General features: G+C 72.4%; 13 protein-coding genes. 6 read left to right on the top strand and 7 right to left on the bottom strand.

Features of this window, described 5'->3' with window-relative positions:
- From C4J65_RS31835 to C4J65_RS31815, 4 genes are all read left to right on the top strand, one after another.
- Positions 1-951 carry an ABC transporter permease gene (locus tag C4J65_RS31835; protein WP_115745532.1) on the top strand — a complete coding sequence of 317 codons (951 nt, stop codon included), beginning with the start codon at positions 1-3 and terminating at the stop codon, positions 949-951.
- On the top strand, positions 951-2,963 hold the full coding sequence (locus C4J65_RS31830) for a dipeptide/oligopeptide/nickel ABC transporter permease/ATP-binding protein (RefSeq protein ID WP_115745531.1): 2,013 nt from the start codon (positions 951-953) through the stop codon (positions 2,961-2,963). The genes C4J65_RS31835 and C4J65_RS31830 overlap by 1 nt, the downstream gene beginning before the upstream one ends.
- A complete protein-coding gene (locus tag C4J65_RS36240; protein WP_162833448.1) occupies positions 2,960-3,976 on the top strand; it encodes an ABC transporter ATP-binding protein in 1,017 nt (338 codons plus the stop codon). The genes C4J65_RS31830 and C4J65_RS36240 overlap by 4 nt, the downstream gene beginning before the upstream one ends.
- Before the next feature lie 96 nt (positions 3,977-4,072).
- Positions 4,073-6,355: a PI-PLC domain-containing protein gene (locus C4J65_RS31815; RefSeq protein WP_115745530.1), complete on the top strand. Its 2,283-nt coding sequence runs from the start codon at positions 4,073-4,075 to the stop codon at positions 6,353-6,355.
- A gap of 33 nt (positions 6,356-6,388) precedes the next feature.
- On the opposite strand, the gene C4J65_RS31810 is transcribed toward C4J65_RS31815, so the two are convergent.
- The 4 genes from C4J65_RS31810 to C4J65_RS31795 form a co-directional block, all read right to left on the bottom strand.
- The gene (locus C4J65_RS31810) at positions 6,389-9,784 is read right to left on the bottom strand and encodes a CARDB domain-containing protein (protein ID WP_115745529.1); all 3,396 of its coding nucleotides are present in this window, start codon (positions 9,782-9,784) and stop codon (positions 6,389-6,391) included.
- A gap of 381 nt (positions 9,785-10,165) precedes the next feature.
- Complete coding sequence (gene argG, locus C4J65_RS31805; protein WP_115745528.1) at positions 10,166-11,611, bottom strand: argininosuccinate synthase; 1,446 nt, start codon at positions 11,609-11,611, stop codon at positions 10,166-10,168.
- Between the two features lie 69 nt (positions 11,612-11,680).
- The gene (locus C4J65_RS31800; protein ID WP_115745527.1) at positions 11,681-13,120 is read right to left on the bottom strand and encodes an NAD-dependent succinate-semialdehyde dehydrogenase; all 1,440 of its coding nucleotides are present in this window, start codon (positions 13,118-13,120) and stop codon (positions 11,681-11,683) included.
- 145 nt (positions 13,121-13,265) lie between these two features.
- Positions 13,266-14,528: an aminotransferase class III-fold pyridoxal phosphate-dependent enzyme gene (locus tag C4J65_RS31795; protein ID WP_115745526.1), complete on the bottom strand. Its 1,263-nt coding sequence runs from the start codon at positions 14,526-14,528 to the stop codon at positions 13,266-13,268.
- Positions 14,529-14,679: 151 nt separating this feature from the next.
- On the opposite strand from C4J65_RS31795, the gene C4J65_RS31790 reads away from it, so the two are divergent.
- Both C4J65_RS31790 and C4J65_RS31785 read left to right on the top strand, forming a co-directional pair.
- The gene (locus C4J65_RS31790) at positions 14,680-16,356 is read left to right on the top strand and encodes a PucR family transcriptional regulator ligand-binding domain-containing protein (protein WP_162833447.1); all 1,677 of its coding nucleotides are present in this window, start codon (positions 14,680-14,682) and stop codon (positions 16,354-16,356) included.
- A 40-nt stretch (positions 16,357-16,396) separates the two neighbouring features.
- Positions 16,397-16,969, top strand: coding sequence for a dihydrofolate reductase family protein (locus C4J65_RS31785; protein WP_162833446.1), 573 nt, complete (start codon positions 16,397-16,399; stop codon positions 16,967-16,969).
- Between the two features lie 53 nt (positions 16,970-17,022).
- On the opposite strand, the gene C4J65_RS31780 is transcribed toward C4J65_RS31785, so the two are convergent.
- The 3 genes from C4J65_RS31780 to C4J65_RS31770 are packed head-to-tail and all read right to left on the bottom strand — an operon-like array spanning position 17,023 to position 21,184.
- The gene (locus C4J65_RS31780; RefSeq protein WP_115745524.1) at positions 17,023-19,416 is read right to left on the bottom strand and encodes a glycoside hydrolase family 3 N-terminal domain-containing protein; all 2,394 of its coding nucleotides are present in this window, start codon (positions 19,414-19,416) and stop codon (positions 17,023-17,025) included.
- Positions 19,413-20,231 (bottom strand): carbohydrate ABC transporter permease, encoded by an 819-nt coding sequence (locus tag C4J65_RS31775; RefSeq protein ID WP_115745523.1) that lies wholly within the window; start codon positions 20,229-20,231, stop codon positions 19,413-19,415. The genes C4J65_RS31780 and C4J65_RS31775 overlap by 4 nt, the downstream gene beginning before the upstream one ends.
- Complete coding sequence (locus C4J65_RS31770; protein WP_115745522.1) at positions 20,228-21,184, bottom strand: sugar ABC transporter permease; 957 nt, start codon at positions 21,182-21,184, stop codon at positions 20,228-20,230. Before C4J65_RS31770 ends, C4J65_RS31775 begins: the two co-directional genes overlap by 4 nt.
- Positions 21,185-21,187: the final 3 nt, after the last annotated feature.

Raw genomic sequence — 21,187 nt, 5'->3', positions numbered from 1 at the left:
ATGGTTGCATTTCTCCGGCTCGCGCTGCGCCGCGTCGCGATGATGCCGGTGATGGTCCTCGGCATCGCGCTGCTGGTCTTCGTGGTCCTCCAGTTCTCGCCGACCGACCCCGCGTACAACGCGCTGGGCGAGTCGGCGAGCCCGGAGGCGCGAGCGGCGTTCGCCGAGGCGCACGGGCTCGACGACCCGCTGCCCGTGCGCTACTTCGCCTTCCTGGGCGACCTGCTGCACGGGGACCTCGGCGTCACCATGTCGCCCAGTCAGCCCGTCACCGACCGGATCGCCACCGCGTTCCCGCTCACCCTGCAGCTGACCCTGCTCGGCCTGGCGCTGGCCGTCGTGCTGGCGCTGGTCTTCGGCGTCCTCAGCGCCGTCCACCGGGACCGCTGGCCCGACCAGGTCTTCCGGGTGCTGTCGATGGCCGGCATCGCCCTGCCCTCGTTCTGGATCGGCGTCCTGCTCATCCAGCAGTTCGCGCTGAACACGCCGCTCTTGCCGACCGGCGGCTACGTCAACCCGGCCGACTCCTTCTCCGGCTGGATCGAGAGCATGACGCTGCCCGCCGTCTCCCTCGCCCTGCCGGTCGCCTCGTCGCTGGCCCGGCTGGTCCGCACCTCGATGGTCACCGAACTCGACCGCGACTACGTGCGCACCGCCAGGGGCTGCGGCCTGCCGCCATTCCTGATCATCCGGTCCGTGCTGCGCAACGCGCTGGTCACCCCGCTGACCGTGCTGGGAGTCAAGGTCGGCTACATGCTCAGCGGCGCCGTCGTGATCGAGGCGATCTTCGACCTGCCCGGCATGGGCAAGCTGATCCTCGAGGGTGTCAACGGAGGCGACGTCGGGCTGGTCCAGGGCACCGTGCTCACCATCGCGATCGCCTTCCTCGTGGTCAACGTCGTCGTCGACCTGCTCTACCTGCTCGTCAACCCGCGCATCAGGACGGTGTGATGTTCGCTCCACGCTCCCTCGCCGGGCACCTCGCCCGGCCCGGCACCCGCCTGCGCCGGCTGCCCCTGTCCTCCCGGATCGCCCTCGGGGTCCTCCTCGTGGTGGTCCTGGGCGCGGTCTTCGCCCCGCTGCTCACCCAGGATCCGCTCGCCACCGGCGTCCCCGCCCGGGCTCCCGGCGCCGACCACTGGTTCGGCACCGACCGGGCCGGGCGCGACGTGTTCGCCCGCGTCGTGCACGGTGCGCGCTACTCCCTGGTCATCGGACTCGGCGCGACCCTGCTCGCCCTGGTCCTCGGCTCGGCGCTGGGCGCGCTGGCGGCCACCTCGCGCAGGCTCGCCGACGAGTCGGTGATGCGCACGCTCGACGTCGTCATGTCCTTCCCGCCGATCGCGCTGGCCGCCGTGCTGGTCGCGGTCTTCGGGCCCAGCGTGCCCGTCATCATCCTCACCATCGCGTTCGTCTACTCGCCCTCGCTCGCCCGCGTGGTGCGGGCAGGCGTGCTGGAGCAGTACGGCGAGGACTACGTGGCCGCCGAGCGGGTCGTCGGCGCCCGCCGCGGCTACATCGTGGCCCGGCACGTCGCGATCAACTGCGCGGCGCCGGTGCTGGTGTTCGCGACGGTCATGGTGGCGGACTCCATCATCTTCGAGGCGAGCCTGTCCTTCATCGGCGCCGGTGTGCAGGACCCCGACCCGAGCTGGGGCAGCGTGCTGGCCTACGGCCGGCAGATCCTGCTGTCCGGCGGCTGGTGGGCGACGCTCTTCCCGGGCCTGTGCGTGCTGGTCACGGTGCTGGCGCTGAACGTGCTCTCCGAGGGCATGACGGACGCCGCCGCCTCCCCGGACAAGTCCCGCACCGGCGGCACCGACTCCGACGACGACGCCGCCGCACCCGCGCCGGCGGCCGAGGAGGCCGAGGTGAGCGCCGCGCTCGCCGAGCTGGCGACCCGGCTGGCGGCCATGGAGCCCGCCGTGCCGCCGCTCGCCGAGGACGCCGCCGACCTGCTCGTCGTACGGGACCTGTCCATCCGCTTCCCGGACCGCTACGGCGACACCCGCGTCGTCGACGGCATCTCCTTCACCGTCCGCGAGGGCGAGACCCTCGGCCTGGTCGGCGAGTCGGGCTGCGGCAAGTCCATCACCAGCCTCGCGATCATGGGCCTGCTGGCCCGCAACGCCGAGGCCGAGGGCGAGATCCGCTACCGGGGCCGCGACCTGCTGAAGCTGACGCCGAAGGAGCGCCGGGCGCTGATGGGCCCGGAGATCGCGATGGTCTACCAGGACGCCATGTCGTCCCTGAACCCCTCCGTGCTGATCGGCACCCAGCTGAAGTGGCTCACCTCCCGCGGCGGCACCCGTACCCCCGCCGAGCTTCTCGAACTGGTCGGCCTCTCCCCCGAGCGCACCCTGCGCAGCTACCCGCACGAGCTGTCCGGCGGCCAGCGCCAGCGGGTGCTGATCGCGATGGCCCTGTCCCGCGGCCCGCGCCTGCTCATCGCCGACGAGCCGACCACCGCCCTCGACGTCACCGTGCAGGCCCAGGTCGTCGAGCTGCTGGTCCGGCTCCGCGACGAACTGGGCTTCGCGATGGTCCTCGTCTCCCACGACCTGGCCCTGGTCGGCGACCTCGCCCACCGGGTCGCGGTGATGTACGCCGGTCAGGTCGCCGAGGCCGGTGACACCCGCGCGCTGCTGACCGACCCGGCGCACCACTACAGCCGGGGACTGCTCGGCTCGGTCGTCTCGCTGGAGTCGGGTGCCGAGCGGCTGCACCAGATCCGCGGCGTCGTACCGGCCCCCAGGGCGTTCGGTCCGGGCTGCCGGTTCGCGTCCCGCTGCGCCGCCGCCACCGACCTGTGCGCCACCACCCCGCCGCCCGCCACCGACCGGGACGCGGGCCCGGACCACCTCTTCGCCTGCCACCACCCGGCGTCCGCGAGCCGGACGCCCGCCGGGAACGGACCGGCTTCCGGGTCCGGACCCGCGAAGTCGCTGGAGGGTGCCCGATGACCGCCACCGAGGACAGCACCATGGACCCACTCGTCCGGCTCGACCGCATCCACGTACGGCACCGGGCCCGCAGCGGCGGCATCCTGCGCCGGGACGCCGTGCACGCCCTGACCGACACCACGCTGGAGGTCCGGCGCGGCGAGATCCTCGGCCTGGTCGGCGAGTCGGGCTGCGGCAAGTCCACGCTGGCCCGCGTGGTCACCGGACTGCAGCGCCCCACCGAGGGACACGTGTACTTCCGGGGCCGGGACCTGTGGACGATGGGCGCCGCCGAACGCCGCACCGGGTTCGGAGCCGCCGTCGGCGTGGTCTTCCAGGACGCCTCCACCGCGCTGAACCCGAGGCTGCCGGTGCGCCGGATCCTGCGCGACCCGCTGGACGTGCACCGGCGCGGCACGCGGGCCGAGCGGGAGGAACGGGTGGAGGAGCTGCTCGACCTGGTCGGGCTGCCCGGGCACACCCTGGACGCGCTGCCGGGTCAGCTGTCCGGCGGCCAGCGCCAGCGGGTGGCCATCGCGCGCGCCCTGGCCCTGGAGCCGGAGCTGATCGTCGCCGACGAGCCCACCAGCGCCCTGGACGTGTCGGTGCGCGCCCAGATCCTCAACCTGCTGGTGGACCTGCGCGCCCGGCTGGGCCTCGGCATGGTGTTCATCTCGCACGACGTGCAGACGGTCCGATATCTCGCGGACCGCATCGCGGTGCTGTACCTGGGCCGCGTGGTCGAGGAGGGCGGGGCCGCCGAGGTCTCCGGCGCCTCCCGGCACCCGTACACCGAGGCGCTGCTCTCCGCGACGCCGAGCCTGCTGGAGCGCCCCGAGCGGATCGTGCTGCACGGTCCGGTGCCCTCGGCCACCCACCCGCCCTCCGGCTGCCCGTTCCGCACCCGCTGCTGGAAGGCGGACGACGCCTGCGCCACCGTCTTCCCGGCGGCGGAGGGACCCGGGGCACATCGGTGGCACTGCGTCCATCCGCAGGGGAGCGCCGCACCGGACGGGGCGCCCGGCGGAGGCTGACGGGTATCGGCCGGCCCGGGCCGGGGCATGCGTGTGAGGGCACGCCCCGTCCGGGCGCCGTGCGGTACTACGGCCGGCTGATACGAGAATGGTTCCATGAACGCACTGGTTCGGCGCCCGCCCTGGGTGGAGGTGCTGGTCTGGTGCGTGGCCGTGCTGAGCCTGACCGTCCTGGCCGCGGCGGCCGTCGTCCGCAGTACGGTGCTGGACCCCGGGTTCTACGGCCAGGTGCTGGAGGACGAGCACGCCTACCAGCGCTTCTACGACGAGGTGCTGGTGGACCCGCGCAGCACGCCGTTCACCAGCGACCTGCTGGAGCGGCTGCCCGTTCCGCAGTCGACCATCACCTCGAACCTCAAGGTGGTGGTCCCGCCCGAGACGCTGCGGACCATGGGCCAGGGGCAGATCGCGGAGATGGTCCACTATCTGGAGGGCGACCGCGAGCGGCTGCGGATCACGGTCGACCTGGAGCCCGTCGTCGCGAACGTCGAACGGCTCAGCCAGGCGTACTTCGGTGATGCCGTCGCGGCGCTGCAGAAGCGGTCCGAACCCGACTTCCAGGCCTTCGTGCAGCATCTGAGCGAGCTGGTGGCGCGGGTGGTGGCCGGTGAGGCGCCGCTGGACGAGCTGCCGACGCTGCCGCTGTCCCACAGCCAGGCGGGCGCGGCCACGGACGCGCTGATGCGGCTGGTGCCGGACGGCGCGACGCGCGACGGCGTCAGATCGACCGTGATGACGGCCCTGGACCGGGGCGACGTGGCCGCCGCCCTGGCCGCGATCGCCCCGGTCGCCCTGACCGACCAGGTCCGGGACGCCGCCGAGGAGCTGTTGCGGGAGGCGAGGCAGGGCACGTGGGTGGTGACCGTCGACGTCGGGCCCGGGACCGAGGCACTGGCTCCGCTGGACCGTGCCCGCACGGTCACCCGGCTCTTCCAGGAGGTGGTGGAACCGGCGGCGGCCGTGCTGTGCGCCGCCGCGCTCACCCTGCTGTGGTTCCTGACGCCGTCGCCCGCCAAGCGCCGGCTGATCCCGCTCGGCTGGGTGCCGGCCGCCGCCGCCTCACTCATGGCGCTCACCGTGCTCGTGCTGCGGCTCACGCTGGGCGACACGCTGTTCGGCACCCCGACGTCCTGGCCGCCGGCGGCCACGGGGCTGCTCGCCGACGTGCAGGCCGCCGCGCTCGACCGGCTGCTGACCACGGCCGTCGTCGTCGCGGTGATCCTGCTCGCCGCGGGCGCCCTGCTGATCACCGTCGGCTGGGTCTGGCAGACCCGGCCCAGCGTGCCGGTGCTCACCGATCCGCGGCACGTTCCGGCGCTGACCTTCACCGTCACCGCCGTCGCTCTCGTCGGGACGATGCTGGCGCCGGTGGCGATCACCGGTTCCTCCCCGCGCATCTGCCAGGGCAGTGCCGAGCTGTGCGACGCCCGCTACGACGAGATCGCCCAGCTCGCGTCGCACAACGCGATGGCGACGACGGCGGACCGGTTCATCGGTCCCCTCCAGGACCCGGACATCGTCGGTCAGCTGGACGCCGGGTCGCGGGTCCTGCTGCTCGACACCCACCGCTGGGAGCGGCCCGAGGAGGTCGCGGAGCGGCTGAGCACCTCCGACTTCTCCCCCGCCGAGCGCCGTCGGCTGACCGCGATCCTGGAACGGGTGAACCCGCCTCATCCGGGCCTGTGGCTGTGCCACTCGGTGTGCGGCGCCGGGGCCCTCGAACTGGAGCCGACGCTGCGGCAGATCGGCGAGTGGCTGCGCGACAACCCCACGGAGATCGTGACGCTGATCCTCCAGGACGGCGTGGACGCGGTGACGACGCGGGACGCCTTCGTCCGGGCCGGTCTCTCGGACCTGCTGTACGAGCCGGACCGGGACCCGGACCGGCCGTGGCCGAAGCTCGGGGACATGATCGACAGCGGTCGGCGGCTGGTCGTCTTCGCGGAGAAGGCGGACGGACCCGCGCCCTGGTACCGGAACCTCTACCGGTACGGCATGGAGACGCCCTTCGCCTTCCGCAGCCCGGACGAGATGTCGTGCCTGCCCAACCGGGGCGGCTCGGACAAGCGGCTGTTCCTGCTGAACCACTTCGTCACGGCGGGCGGCGGGCTGCGGCTGGACGCCGGGGTCGTCAACTCGCGGCAGCGGGTGCTGGAGCGGGCGCACACCTGTGAACGGCAGCGCGGCAGACCGGTCAACTTCATCGCGGTGGACTACGCGACGATCGGCGACGCGCTCGGCGCGGTGAACGAGCTCAACGCCGAACGCGTCGAGGACGACCCCCGCGTGCCGGTCGAGCGCACACCCGGCCGGATCCCGGGCGCGGCGGAAGCCCGACGACGCGGTGGTGCTCCGCGCCGCCGGGCGGTTTCCCGGTGACCGTCTCCTACCGGCCGGTTCCCACTGGCCTGCCTACTGGTTGATCCTGAACTGGGAGCCGGGTTCGATCCGTACGTCCTCCTTGGCCGAGTTGGTGATCGTGACGTCGGTCAGGGTCGCGCTGCCGCGGGCGCCGCCCATCGCGAGGATGCCGGAGCCGTTGTTGGACTTGTCGATGCGGACGTTCTCGATCTTCACGTCCGGCATCGCGCCGCCTCCCGTCTTGAACTGGATGCCGTCGTAGGTGGAGTCGAGGATCTCGGTGTCCCGGATGGTCACGCCCGGGATGTCCTGGCCCTGGGCGAAGAGGGTGATGGCACCGAACTCCTGGTCCTCGTTCCAGAACGCGCCGCCCGTGCGGTGCAGGGCGTTGCCCGCGATGAGCGTCTGGCCGGAGAAGGGCAGCGGGTCGTGGTCGGTGGCGAGCATGATGCCGGGGTAGTTCATGGTGTCGGAGACGACGTTGTTCTCGATGGTGTTGCCGTAACCGCCGTACACCGCTATGCCGTTGGCCCGCCACGGCAGCTGGATCGTGTTGTTGCGGAAGTGGTTGTCGTGGCCGATGTCCACGGACGGGTCCTTCACGTACTTGTTGGCCCAGACCGCGAGCGAGTCGTCGCCGGTGGTGCGGAAGGAGGAGTTGTAGACGCTGGAGTTGCGGGTGCCGTTGGAGAAGTTGATGCCGTCGGCGTAGGTGTCGCGGATGCGCATGCCGGTGAACTCCAGGCCGTCGGCGGGGCCCCACAGCTCGGGGATGTTCGAGTAGTCGCGGCCGACCCAGACGCCGACGTTGGCGTGCTCGATCCACACGTTGCTGATCTTGGTGTTCTTGCCGAAGCGGCCGTTGAGCCCGACGCCGCCCTCCGCGTTGCCGTCGCCGCCGCGGATGGTGCCGGAGCCGAGGATGGCGAGGTCGGAGATCTGGGTGTTGTCGTCGATGTCGAAGCCGAAGTTGCCCTCGTGCGGGTGGTTGATGCCGCCGGCCTCCTGCGGCGGGGTCAGGGTGTAGAGCTGGGAGTGCCACATGCCGGCGCCGCGGACGGTGACGTCGCTGATGCCGACCTGGTTGTACTGGCCGCGGTTGAGCGGGTCGTCGGTGAGGATCTTCTGTTCCTGGCGCCACTGCCCGGCGGGGATCCAGACGCAGTCGATCCGGCCGTTCTGGTCGTCGGTGACGGCGCGCTGGATGGCGTCGGTGTCGTCGAGTCCGTCGCCGGGGACGGCCCCGTACTCGGTGATGGAGGTGCATTCGGCGGGCTTGGCCTTGGCGGGCGCGACCTGCTCCAGGTCGATCAGGTCGATGACGTAGTAGGCGGCCGAGTCGCCGGAGTCGCGCTGGAGGCGGAACTCGGTGCCCTGCGGGAAGGTCCGGTCGAGGAGCGCGTGGGACTCGTCGAAGAGGCGCCGGGCGTCGCCGCCGGGCCGGTTGGTGAGCCCCTCGGGGTCGTCGGTGCTGCCGTAGAGCCAGCTGTGCTTGGACGACAGGTTGAGCTTCTGCACGAACTCGCCGTCGGCGTAGAGGCTGATGGTGGCCTCGGCTCCGCCGCCGCCCGGGGCGTCGGGGATGGAGTTGCGCACCACGACGGAGTTGGTGGGTGTGGTGGAGGTGAACTCGACGTACTCGCCGGTCGAGTCGAGCCGGACGGACTCGCGGCCCGAGGACTCGGTGCCGAAGTCGGTGTGCCCGAAGGTCCGCTTGGCGTCGGTGGTGAGCAGGGTGCCGTCGTAGCGGCCGTCCTCCGCCTCGTACTCGGTGTAGGGCACGGCGGCGCCGCGTCCGACGACGAGGGACTTGGCGAGCACGTTGTTGTTCTCGTTGGTTTCGGCGACCCGTGCGGTGGCGTCGGCGGTGGCGGTGAGGGTGACCCCGCCGCTGGTCGCCTTCCAGGTGCCGCTGACCGGCACGTTCACCGTGGCGCCTGCCGCGACCTGCCCGGTGGTGCCGTCCAGGGTGGTGGAGCCGGCCTGGACCCGGGTCACCGAGCCCGCCTCGACGGCGCCGGTGCCGTGGTTGTGCACGGCGACGGTGAAGGAGACCTCGGCGCCCACCGCCGGGTTGGCCGGGTTGGTGGTGATGGAGCGCACCTCGAGGTCGGGTCCGGGTGCCCGGTCGACGACGAGTCGGTCGGTGGCGGAGCGGCTGTTGTTGGTGTCGTCCAGTTCGGCGACGGTGTCCTTCGGGTCGGCCACGGCGGCGACCGCGTAGCTGCCGGCCGCGTGGGCGCCGGTGGCGACTGCGACCTCGGCGGACTCGCCGGGGTCGAGCGCGGGGACCGCCGCGCTGCCGGCCGCCTGCCCCTCGACGGTGACCTCGGTGGTGGTCGCGGCCGAGGCCGCGGTGCCGGCGTTGCGGACCGTGGCGTTCACGGTGACCTCGTCGCGCTCGTTCGGCGCGGCGGGCGACCAGTCGAGGCCGGTGACGGTGAGGTCGGGGGCGGGCGCGGCGCTGCCGAGGACCTGGAACTCGGCGACCTGGCCGCCGGGGGCGCCGGTGTTGGCGAAGAACCGGAGCCGTACGTCGGAGACCCGGCCGCTGACCGGGATGGTCACCGCGTTGTCCCGGGCCGGGCTGAAGGCGTAGTCGGTGCGGTCGCGCAGCGAGGTGAAGTCGCCCTCGCCCTGGGCCCGTCCGAACACCTGGATGCTCTGGGTGCGGTCGGACCAGACCGGGTCGGGGTTGAGCTTGACGACGACACCGCTGACGTCGGCGTCGGCGCCGAGCTTGACGGTGAGGTCGGCCGGATGGCCCGCGGCCTCCCAGTACGTGGAGGTGGAGTCGTCGGTGGCGTTGGCGGCGACGTAGTTCTGGGTGGTCGAGGTGGCCTCGGCGGGCTTGTTGCGGGCGAGGTTGGTGCCGGTGGGCGGCGGGCCGGTGTCTACGTCGTCGCCGTACACCTCCAGTTCGGCCAGTTGGGCGGCGTTCCAGCCGGTGTTGCCGGTGATGTCGACGCGGACGTAGCGGGCTTCGGACGGGGAGTCGAGGTCGATGGCCACGGTGCCCGCCTGTGCCGGGCCGAACGCCCGTCCGCCGGAGGCGTCGAGACTGTGGAAGGTGGTGCCGTCGGTGCTGCCCCGCAGCGCGAGCGTCTGGGTGCGGCTCTCCCATCCGGCGGGCAGTTTGAGGATCACCCGGTCGACGTCACGGGCGGTGCCGAGGTCGACCTGGAGCCACTCGGGGAAGGTGCCGGCCGGCCCCTCCCAGTAGGTGGCCTGCTGTCCGTCGGTGGCGTTGCCGGCCGGGTAGGCGCCGTGCGAGCCGCCTGCCTCGGCGGGGCGGCCGAGGGCCAGGTTGACGTCGGCGGCGGCCGTCGGCGGCGCCGTCGCCGCCTGCGCGGTGGCGGCGAGGGGCAGTGGCAGCAGTCCGAGGGTCATCAGCCCGGCGACGGCGGCGCCCATGAGCGTCCGTCGGCCGAGAGATCTCCGTGTCATGGGGGTCCTCTGTTCCGTGGGGAGTCGGGGAGGGCGCGGCGGCCCGGCAGTTGGGGGGAAGCACCGAATCTGCGCGCCAATTGAGCAGGACAGTCGATTCTTTGCGGAAAGTGCGTCATCAGGTTTCTAGCGCGTCATGTGTTTGTCAACGGTCGCGGCTGAGGCCGGAGTTGGCACGAAAACCGCTTGCGTCATTTGCGACAGCCTTGCGTAGCACTTGAACTGGCAACCAAGCTCTTGAGCGGGCAGATCGGGTCACAGGAAGCTCGCAACGCACGCAAGTCGTGCACGACGGAGAGAAACAGAAGGGCCGGCCCGACGCCCTGAGGCGTCGAGCCGGCCCTTGCCGGTGCGGGGTCCCCTCGGACAGGGGACGAGGGGTCAGTCCGTGCCGGACTCCATCGCGGCGCGGTCCAGCAGCTCGTCGTCGGCGGAGACCTCACCGCGGGAGGCGATGGCCTGCGCCCCGCCCTCCGGCATGGCGCCGATCAGTCCGGTCGCGGCGGCCTGGGCGGCGCCGATGGCGGGGTTGGCGGTGCCGATGAGGCCGAGACCGGCGTACTGCTCCAGCTTGGCGCGGGAGTCGGCGATGTCCAGGTTGCGCATGGTCAGCTGGCCGATCCGGTCCACCGGGCCGAACGCGGAGTCCTCGGTGCGCTCCATGGAGAGCTTGTCCGGGTGGTAGCTGAACGCCGGACCCGTGGTGTCGAGGATCGAGTAGTCCTCGCCGCGCCGCAGCCTGAGGGTGACCTCGCCGGTGACCGCCGAGCCGACCCAGCGCTGCAGCGACTCGCGGATCATCAGGGACTGCGGGTCGAGCCAGCGGCCCTCGTACATCAGCCGGCCCAGGCGCCGACCCTCGGTGTGGTACTGGGCGAGGGTGTCCTCGTTGTGGATGGCGTTGACCAGGCGCTCGTAGGCGGCGTGCAGCAGGGCCATGCCGGGCGCCTCGTAGATGCCGCGGCTCTTGGCCTCGATGATCCGGTTCTCGATCTGGTCGGACATGCCCATGCCGTGCCGGCCGCCGACGGCGTTGGCCTCCATGACCAGGTCGACCGCGGAGGCGAACTCCTTGCCGTTGATCGTCACCGGGCGGCCCTGGTCGAAGCCGATGGTCACGTCCTCGGGCGCGATCTCGACCGACGGGTCCCAGAACCGCACGCCCATGATGGGCTCGACGGTCTCCACGCCGGTGTCGAGGTGCTCGAGGGTCTTGGCCTCGTGGGTGGCGCCCCAGATGTTCGCGTCGGTGGAGTACGCCTTCTCCGTGGAGTCCCGGTAGGGCAGGTCGTGGGCGACCAGCCACTCCGACATCTCCTTGCGGCCGCCGAGCTCCGTCACGAAGTCCGCGTCCAGCCAGGGCTTGTAGATCCTCAGCTGCGGGTTGGCGAGCAGGCCGTAGCGGTAGAACCGCTCGATGTCGTTGCCCTTGAACGTGGAGCCGTCGCCCCAGATCTGGACGTCGTCCTCGAGCATCGCCCGGACGAGGAGGGTGCCCGTGACGGCGCGGCCCAGCGGCGTGGTGTTGAAGTACGCCCGCCCGCCCGAGCGGATGTGGAACGCCCCGCAGGTCAGCGCGGCGAGCCCCTCCTCGACCAGCGCCTCGCGGCAGTCGACCAGGCGCGCGACCTCGGCGCCGTACGTCTGGGCACGGTCGGGCACCGAGGCGATGTCGGGCTCGTCGTACTGGCCGATGTCGGCGGTGTACGTGCACGGGACGGCGCCCTTGTCACGCATCCACGCGACCGCGACCGAGGTGTCGAGGCCGCCCGAGAAGGCGATACCGACGCGCTCGCCGGTGGGGAGGGAGGTGAGGACCTTGGACATAGGAAGAGTATGCATGATTACGCATGACCATGCAAAGCCTTCCTCGTCATGGGATCGCGGCCTCCCGCGTCACCTGGTGGGCAGCGCCACGTACTGGTACTCCAGGAACTCCTCGATCCCGACCCGGCCGCCCTCCCGGCCGAGGCCCGACTGCTTGACGCCGCCGAAGGGCGCGGCGGGGTTGGAGACCAGGCCGGTGTTGAGTCCGACCATGCCGACCTCCAGGCGTTCGCTGACCCGCAGTGCGCGGTCCAGGCCCTCGGTGAAGACGTAGCCGACGAGCCCCCAGGGGGTGTCGTTGGCGCGGCGGACCACCTCGTCCTCGTCGTCGAAGGCGAGGATCGCCGCGACGGGGCCGAAGATCTCCGTCGCCATCAGGCGGCTGTCCGGTGAGACGTCGGTGAGCACCGTGGGCGGGTAGAAGCAGCCGGGGCCCCCGGGCGTGGTGCCGCCGACCAGCACCCGGGCGCCGCGCGCCACCGCGTCGGCGACCAGTTCCTCGACCTTGGCGCGCCCGGCCGCGTCGATGAGCGGGCCGACGTCGACACCGTCACGGATGCCGGGGCCCACGACGAGTGCTCCCATCCGCCGGGCCAGCCGGCCGGCGAACTCCCCCGCCACCGAGCGGTGCACGAAGAAGCGGTTGGCGGCGGTGCAGGCCTCGCCCATGTTGCGCATCTTGGCGACCATCGCGCCGTCCACGGCCGCGTCGAGGTTCGCGTCGTCGAAGACCACGAACGGCGCGTTGCCGCCCAGCTCCATCGAGGTCCGCACGACGGTGTCCGCGCACTGTGCGAGGAGCAGCCGCCCCACGGCCGTCGAACCGGTGAAGGACAGCTTGCGGATGCGCCCGCCGCGCAGGAGCGGTTCGCACACCTCCCCCGCCCTCGACGTGGTGACGACGTTCAGCACCCCGTCCGGCAGTCCCGCCTCCTTGAGGATCGCGGCCAGGGCCAGGCTGGAGAGCGGGGTCTGCGGGGCCGGTTTGAGCACCATCGTGCAGCCGGCCGCGACCGCGGGGCCGATCTTGCGGGTGCCCATGGCGAGCGGGAAGTTCCACGGCGTGATCAGCAGGCACGGTCCGACCGGGCGCCGGGAGAGCAGCATGCGGTTGCGGCCGTCGGGCAGGACGCCGTGGCCGCCGTCGATCCGGACGGCCTCCTCGGAGAACCAGCGGAAGAACTCCGCGGCGTAGGCGACCTCTCCCCGGGCCTCGGCCAGTGGCTTGCCCATCTCGGAGGTCATCAGGCGGGCCAGTGCCTCCGTGCGCTCCAGGACGATCTCGTACGCGCGGCGCAGGATCTCGCTGCGCGCCCTCGGCGCCGTCCGGGCCCACTCCTGCTGCGCCTGGACCGCCGCCTCCTCGGCGAGCCGGGCGTCCCCCGGGCCCGCGTCCGCGACATGGGCGAGGACCTCGCCGGTCGCGGGGTCGTCCACGGGCATGACGGCGCCGTCCGCGGCGTCCAGCCAGGCACCGCCGAGGAACAGCTGCGTAGGGATGTCGGTCATGGGGTCCCTCCTGATCGCCGGTGCGTCGTGCGCACGGGGCGGACCGCACGCACGGGGCGGATCGCGCGTACGGGGCGGACCGCACGCACCGGGCGGATCGCGCGTACGGGGCGGGTCGCGCGGCGGTGCGCGGCGGCCGTCGTCGTCACGCCGCCCCCGACGTCCCGGCCTCGACGGCGGCGGCCCAGGCCCGCAGGCCCTCGTCCACGGCCGTCTCGTCGATCACCAGGGCCGGGATCATCCGGACCACCTGGTTCCAGGCCCCGCAGAGCAGCAGGAGCAGGCCTTCGTCGACGGCGGCCCGCTGCACCCGGGCAGCGGTCCCGGGGTCCGGCTCGCCGTCCTCGGTGACGAACTCGCTGGCCAGCATCAGCCCCATGCCCCGTACGTCGCCGATGGCCGGGTTCCGGGACGCCACCGCCTCCAGGCCGTGGCGGAGCCGGGCACCCATCGTCTCGGCGTTCTCGACGAGCTTCTCGTCGCGTACGACGTCCAGCGTGGCGCAGGCCGCCGCGCAGGCGACCGCGTTGGCGCCGTACGTGCCGCCCTGCGAGCCCGCCCAGGCCTTGCGCATCAGCTCCTCGGGGGCGGCGATGCCGGACAGCGGGAAGCCGCTGGCCAGTCCCTTGGCGGTGACGAGGATGTCGGGGGTGACGCCGAAGTGCTCGTGACCCCAGAACCGGCCGGTGCGTCCCACGCCGGTCTGCACCTCGTCGAGGATCAGCAGGAAGCCGTGCCGGTCGGCCCGCTCCCGCAGGCCCTGGACGAAGGCGCGGCTCGCGGGGACGTACCCGCCCTCGCCGAGCACCGGCTCGACGATCACGGCGGCGGTGTCGGCGGGCGAGGAGATCGTCTGGAGGGTGTAGTCGAGTTCCTTCAGGGCGAAGCGGGTGGCGGTCGCCTCGTCCCAGCCGTAGCGGTAGGCCGTCGGGAAGGGGGTGACGACCACGCCGCTCATCAGCGGCGAGAACCCGGACCGGAAGCGGGTGCCGGAGGTGGTCATGGAGGCGGCGGCCACGGTGCGGCCGTGGAAGCCGCCGTGGCAGACCAGCACGTTGGGCCGTCCGGTGGCCTGGCGGGCCAGGCGCAGCGCGGCCTCGACCGCCTCGCTGCCGGAGTTGGTGAAGAACAGACTGTCCAGTGCCGGCGGCAGCACCTCGCCGAGCTTGTCGACCAGGCGGCGCAGCGGCGGGTGCATGACGGTCGTGTACTGGCCGTGGACCAGGGTGGCGACCTGCTCCTGGGCGGCGGCCACGACCCGGGGGTGGCAGTGGCCGGTGCTGGTGACGCCGATGCCGGCGGTGAAGTCCAGATAGCGGCGGCCGTCCTCGCCGTCGACGTGGATGCCCTCGCCCCGGACCGCCACCACGGGGGTGGCCTGGCGAAGGTGCGGCGACAGTGCGGTCATGCTCGTCTCCCGGCCTGTTCGTCGGTGTCCTGCGGTCCCCCGAGCCTTCCCGCCCCGGCGGGCGCGGCAACGCGTGATCTGTCCGGCCGGGGCCGCGTGTCCGGACGATGTGTCAGGCGTTCGGCGTAACCTGAGGACACAGGGAGGCACCGTGAGCGAGAACCGGCAGGCCGGCCCGGCGGACCGGCCGCCCACCGTGGCCGACGTGCTGGCCCTGCCGGTCCTGGCCGCCGGCGATCCGCGGGTGGTGGCCGGCGAGGAGCACCTGGACCGTCCGGTCCGCTGGGTCCACATCACCGAACTGACGGACCCCGCCTCTTTCCTCAAGGGCGGCGAACTCGTCCTCACCACTGGCATGCCCCTGCCCGACGACGCCGCGGGGGTCCGCCGCTACGTCGACGAACTCGCCGCCGTCGGTGCCGCCGCCCTGGTCATGGAGCTGGTACGCCGCTATCACCGGCCGCCCGACGCCCTGGTCCGGGCCTGTCGTGCGCGCGGACTGCCCCTCGTCACGCTCGCCAGGGACGTCAACTTCCTGGAGGTCACCCAGGTCGTCCACACCCTGATCCTCGGCCGGCAGGCGGACGCGATGCGCCGGACCCAGCGCGTCCACGAGGCGTTCACCGCCCTCACCCTGCGCGGTGCGGGCCCCGAGGAGGTGCTGCGCGCCGCGGCAGAGATGAGCGGCCGCACGGTCGTGGTGGAGAATCTGGTGCACCGGGCGCTGGCCTGCGAGCCCTCCGGGACCACCGCCCACGCGGCGCTCGCGGACTGGGAGCGGCGCTCACGCACCACGCCCGCCACCGACCGCGCGGGGGTCTCCGGTCCCGAGGGCTGGCTCGCGGCCCCCGTGGAGTACCGCGGCGAGCGGTGGGGGCGGGCCGTCATGCTCCCTGGCGCGCTCCCCGGCCGGGCCTTCGGGCCCGATGACGTCACGGTGCTGGAGCGGACCGCGATGGCGCTCACCATCGCCCGGCTCACCCGTCCCACGTCCTGGGAGCGCACCGCCCACCGCAACGCGCTGCGCGACCTGGTCGAACAGCGTCACCGCTCCCCCGCGGACGCACGGGCCCGCGTCGCGGCCCTGGGGCTGCCCGCGGAACAGGTCCGCCTCGTCGCGGTCCTCGCGGACCTGCCGCGCGAGCAGGACGGGGAGGCCACCGAGTTCCGGCTCTCCGAGGTGCTGACCGCCACGGGGGTACCGGCCCTCGTGGGGCTCCTGTCCCCGGGCCGTCTCGGCGTGCTGCTGGCGCTGCGCCCGGCCCGGCCGTGGCGCGAGGCCGTCGAGCGGGTGGGCCGCGCCGTGCTGGACGCGGCCCCGGGCGCAACGGTGAGCGTGGGTGCGCCGGCCGGAGACCTCGCCGACGTGGCCCGCTCGTTCCGCGAGGCCGCCCGGGTGGCCGAGGCCACCGAGCCCGGCCGGCCCCTCCCGTCCGGCCGTTGCTTCCACGAGCGGTCGGACATCGGCCTGCGCCGCCTGCTGTACGCCCTGCGCGACGACCCGCGCGTGCAGGACTACGCGGAACGGCGGCTGGGCCCGCTGCTGGACCACGACGCCCGGCACGGCACCGACCTGGTGGCGACGTTGCGGGGCTATCTGGACGCCGCGGGCAACAAGACGGTCGCCGCCCGCTCGGCGGGTCTGTCCCGGGAGACCGTCTACCAGCGGCTGCGCGCCATCGAGCGGTTGCTCGGCGGCGACCTCGAGTCCGGCGAGCAGCGCACCGAACTCCACGCCGCCCTGCACGCCGTCGACGCACTGCGGGCACCCCCGGTCACCTCGCCCCGACCGGGGACCGATGAGTTTTCCCCCGGCCCGCGGTCGTAGGGGTACACAGACCGGAAACCGAAACGTTGGGGAGCCCCGCATGCGTACTCTGATCAGCACCGCCTTCGTCTCGCTCGACGGTGTCGTGGAGGCCCCGGGCGGCGAGCCCGGCTACCGGAACTCCGGGTGGACCTTCAAGCTCGTGGACTTCCTCCCGGAGGCCTACGAGATCAAGGGCCGGGAGCAGAGCGAAGCCGCGGCGCTGCTCCTCGGCCGGGTCAGCTACGAGGCGTTCAGCCCGGTGTGGCCGGACATGGCGGAGTTCCCCGAGTACCGGACGATGCCGAAGTACGTCGTCTCCACCACTCTCACCGAGGACGACCTGGTCACGAACTGGGGCGAGACGACGATCCTGCGCTCGCTCGACGAGGTCGCCGCGCTGAAGGAGGGCGAGGGCGGCCCGATCATCGTCCACGGCAGCGCCACCCTGAACCGGAGCCTGTCGGACGCCGGGCTGATCGACCGCTACCACCTGCTGGTGTTCCCGCTCCTCCTCGGCGCGGGCAAGCGGCTGTTCAGCGACACGGACAAGGACGCGCAGCGGCTGAAGCTCGTCGAGCACGAGGTCTACGCCAACGGCCTGCAGAAGAACGTCTTCGACGTCGTCCGCTGAACCGCCCGGCGAGCGGTGGTCCCGGGGGCCACCGCTCGCCGTGCACGGGCTGATCAGGTGCCCTCGGCGGCGCCTTCCACGGTCTCCTGCGCGAAGACGGCGTGCAGTCGCCGGGTGTGGTCGACCCGCCGTTCCGGTCCGGTGAGCGTGACCGTCGCCGTCAGCCGCGGCTCGGTGCTGGACGCGGCGAACCGCAGCTCCAGCTCGCCCGGTTCGACGATCCGGCGACCGTCGCGGCCGGTGAAGGAGGCAAGGTCGGCCGGGACCTCGACGCGCACCCTGCGGGCCTCGCCGGGGGCCAGCGGCACCCGCGTGTAGCCGACGAGGCGCTGCACCGGCTGGACGACGGAGGCGACGGGGTCGTGCAGGTAGAGCTGCACCACCTCGGTGCCGTGCCGTGCGCCGGTGTTGCGGACGGTCAGTTCCAGCGAGAACTCACCGTCGGTCGGCGCCTCCTTGATGTGCGCTTCGAGGTCGCTCCAGGCGAACGTGGTGTACGTGAGCCCGTGGCCGAAACCGAAGGACGGTGACGGGTCGATGTTGGACACCTCGCTGGCCTGGGCGAGCCGCGCCCCCAGGTAGGTGGCCGGCTGGGCGCCCGCGCCGCTGGGCACACTGACGGGCAGTCTCCCGGACGGGCTGGTGCGCCCGCTGAGCACGCCGGCGATCGCGGCGGTGCCCTCCTCCCCGGGGAAGAACGACTGCACGATCGCGGCGGACTCGGCCGCGGCACGGCCCAGCGCGTAGGGCCGTCCGGCGAGCAGGACGGTGACGACCGGCCTGCCGGAGTCGAGCAGCGCGTCCAGGAGCTGCTGCTGTGCGCCGGGCAGGGTGAGGGACTCGGTGTCGCAGCCCTCACCGCTGGTACCGCGGCCGAACAGACCCGCTCGGTCGCCGAGTACGGCGACGACGACGTCCGCGTCCCGGGCCGCGTCCACCGCCTCGGCGATGCCGGCGAGCGCGCCGTCGTCGACGCCGGTGCCGCGGGCGACGGTGATGTCGGCGTCGGGGAACTCGGCGGTGAGGGTGTCGCGCAGGGTGGGCAGGTCGATGCCGACCGGGACTTCCGGGTGCTGCACACCGACGTGCCGCGGGAAGGAGTAGCAGCCGAGTACGGCGGTCGCCTCGGTGGCGTTGGGGCCGACCAGGGCGATGCGGCGGGGCCGGGTGAGCGGCAGGGTGCCGTCGTTGGTGAGCAGGACGACCGCCTTCTCGGCGATCTCGCGGGCCAGTTCCCGGTTCTCGGGCCGGTCCAGGTCGATCCGGCCGCGCAGCGCCTCCGGGTCCGAGAGGTCCACCCCGTCGAGCGCGGGCGGGACCGGGCTCCAGTCCGGGTCGAGCAGTCCGAGCAGCGCCTTCTGGCCGAGTACGCGGCGCAGCGCCCGGTCGATGAGCGACTCGGGGACCCGGCCCTCGGTGACCGCCTCGACGAGCGGTGCGCCGAACGTCTTGACGGTGGGCAGTTCCACGTCGACGCCCGCGCCCAGCGCGGCGCCCGCGGCGTCGGCCCAGTCGGCCGCGATGCCGTGCAGGGTCTTGAGGAAGGCGATGCCGAAGTAGTCGGCGACGACCGTTCCCTCGAAGCCCCAGGTGTCGCGCAGCAGCCCGGTCAGCAGGGTCTCGTCGGCCGCGGCGGGGACGCCGTCGATGTCGGTGTAGGCGTGCATGACGGAGCGGGTGCCGCCCTCGCGGACCGCCATCTCGAACGGCGGCAGCAGGACGTCGGCCCGCTCCCTGCTGCCCACGGACGCGGGGGCGAGGTTGCGGCCGGCGCGGGAGGCGGAGTAGCCGACGAAGTGCTTGAGGGTGGCGACGATCCCGGCGGACTCCAGGCCCTGTACGTAGGCGGTGCCGATGGTGCCGACGAGGTAGGGGTCCTCGCCGATGGTCTCCTCGACCCGGCCCCAGCGGGCGTCGCGGACCACGTCGAGGACGGGCGCGAGGCCCTGGTGGATGCCGACGGACCGCATGTCGCGGCCGATGGCGGCGGCCATCCGGCGCACCGTGTCGGGGTCGAAGGTGGCGCCCCAGGACAGCGGGACGGGGTAGGCCGTGGCGCCCCAGGCGGCGAAGCCGGCCAGGCACTCCTCGTGCGCGACGGCGGGGATGCCGAAGCGGTTCGCCGAGGTGATGCGGCTCTGCGTGCGCATGAGGGAGAGCGCGCCGAGCGCGGGGTCGACGGGGACCGTGCCGAAGGGGCGGGTCAGCTGACCCAGCCCGGCGGGCACGAGCGCGTCGAGGTCGACGGCCTCCTCCATGTCGTGCTGGTGGGGGGCGACTTCGCCGCCCTTGTCGGAGGCGCCCACCCACACTCCGTACAGCTGGGCGATCTTCTCCTCGAGGGTCATCGCGGCGACGAGCGCGTCGACTCTGGTGGCGACGGGGTGGGTGGGGTCGTTCCAGAGGGGGATTTCGGGGGTGGTCTCTACGGCCACGTCGGCAGTCACTTTCCTCCGACACCCATCAGTCCCTGGACCAGGGCGCGACGGGCGAACAGGTAGACGAGCAGGATGGGCACCATGGACAGCACCACGGCTCCCAGCAGACCGGGGATGTCGATGCCGTGCGCGGTCTGGAAGTTGTACAGACCCAGGGTGACCACCTTGGTGGAGTCGGACTGGGTCAGGACCAGCGGGAACAGGAAGCCGTTCCAGGCCTGGAGCGCGGAGAAGACCACGATGGTGGACAGTCCCCCGCGGGACAGCGGCATGACGAGCTGGAAGAACATGCGCCGGGGGCTCGCGCCGTCCATCGCCATGGCCTCGTACAGCTCCGGGGAGATGTCACGCATCGCGCCGCTGAGGATGAGCGCGGACATCGGCAGGCAGAACGCGGCCGTGGGCAGGATGACGCCCAGCAGGTTGTCGTACAGCCCGGCCTCGCTGATCAGGTAGAACATCGGCACGATCACGGCCTGGGCCGGGATGGCGAGGCCGAGCAGGAACAGCCGGAAGATCGCCGACGTGGCCCTGCCGCGGCTGCGGACGATCGCGTAGGCGAGCGGCGGCACCAGCAGCAGCACGATGCCGATCACGCAGGCGGTGACGACGAGCGTGTTGAAGAAGTACTGGCCGAAGCCGGAGTCGAAGGCGCCGGTGAAGTTGTCCAGGGTGAAGCTGTCCGGAAGGGAGACCGGGCCGTTCTCGGCGTAGTCCTGGCGGGTGCGCAGGGTCGCGGCGAGCATCACGTACAGCGGCAGGCCGACCAGGACGAGCCAGACGAGCGAGCCGACGCCGGCCACGTAGTTGGGTCGGCGCCTCATGACACACCCTCCATGGAGCTGCGCATCTTGTCGTAGCCGGAGACCCGGACGACGATCAGCGAGATGATCGTGGCCGCGACGACCAGCGCCAGGGCGATCGCGGAACCGATGCCGTAGTCGAAGCTCTTGAAGGCCTTGTCGTACATGTAGTAGGCGCTGATGGTGGTGTCGGTGCCGGGACCGCCCTGGGTCAGGATGAGGACCGTCTCGAACGTGGTCAGGCCGCCGACGATCATCAGGATCATCGAGGTGATCATGGAGGTGCGCAGCTGCGGCAGGGTGATGTGGAAGAACTGCCGGTAGCGGCCCGCCCCGTCGATCTCCGCCGCCTGGTACAGCACCTGCGGGACCGCACGGGCGGCGCCCTGGTAGATCAGCGTGTGGAACGGCGTGAACTGCCAGGTGCTGACGAACGCCAGCACCCCGATGGCGGTGCTCTGTTCGCCGAAGAGGTTGCCGTCGCCGAAGAGCCAGGTCACCTCGGCCGGGATGCCGAAGTTCGGGTCGAGCAGCGCCCGCCACAGCACGGACACGGCCGTCGCGGAGAGCAGCAGGGGGATGAAGTAGATGACCGACAGGACGGCCCGGTTGCGCTGGTGACCGGCGGCCCAGACGCCGAGCAGGATACTCAGCGGGGTCTGCAGGACCACGCCGAGCACGGTGAGCAGCAGGGTCAGCCAGATGCTCTTGAGCATCACCGGGTCGTCGATGAGGCGCGACCAGTTGTCCATGCCGACGAACTCGGGCGAGCTGATCCCGTCCCAGCTCATGAAGGACAGCACCGCCACCATGATCAGCGGGACGATCGCGAAGAGGGCGAAGAACAGTGCGGCGGGAACCGCCCAGGCGAAGCTGGGGCGGCCCACCGTCGTCGCGGACGAGGCGGGCGGCCGCCGCCGGGACTCCTTGCGGGGTCCGGCGGCGGGCCGAGCGCTCGTGAGGTGTGTGGTCATGAG

This window comes from Streptomyces sp. CB09001 (assembly GCF_003369795.1).
GTDB lineage: Bacteria > Actinomycetota > Actinomycetes > Streptomycetales > Streptomycetaceae > Streptomyces.
This window is presented reverse-complemented; position numbering and strand designations above follow the sequence as displayed.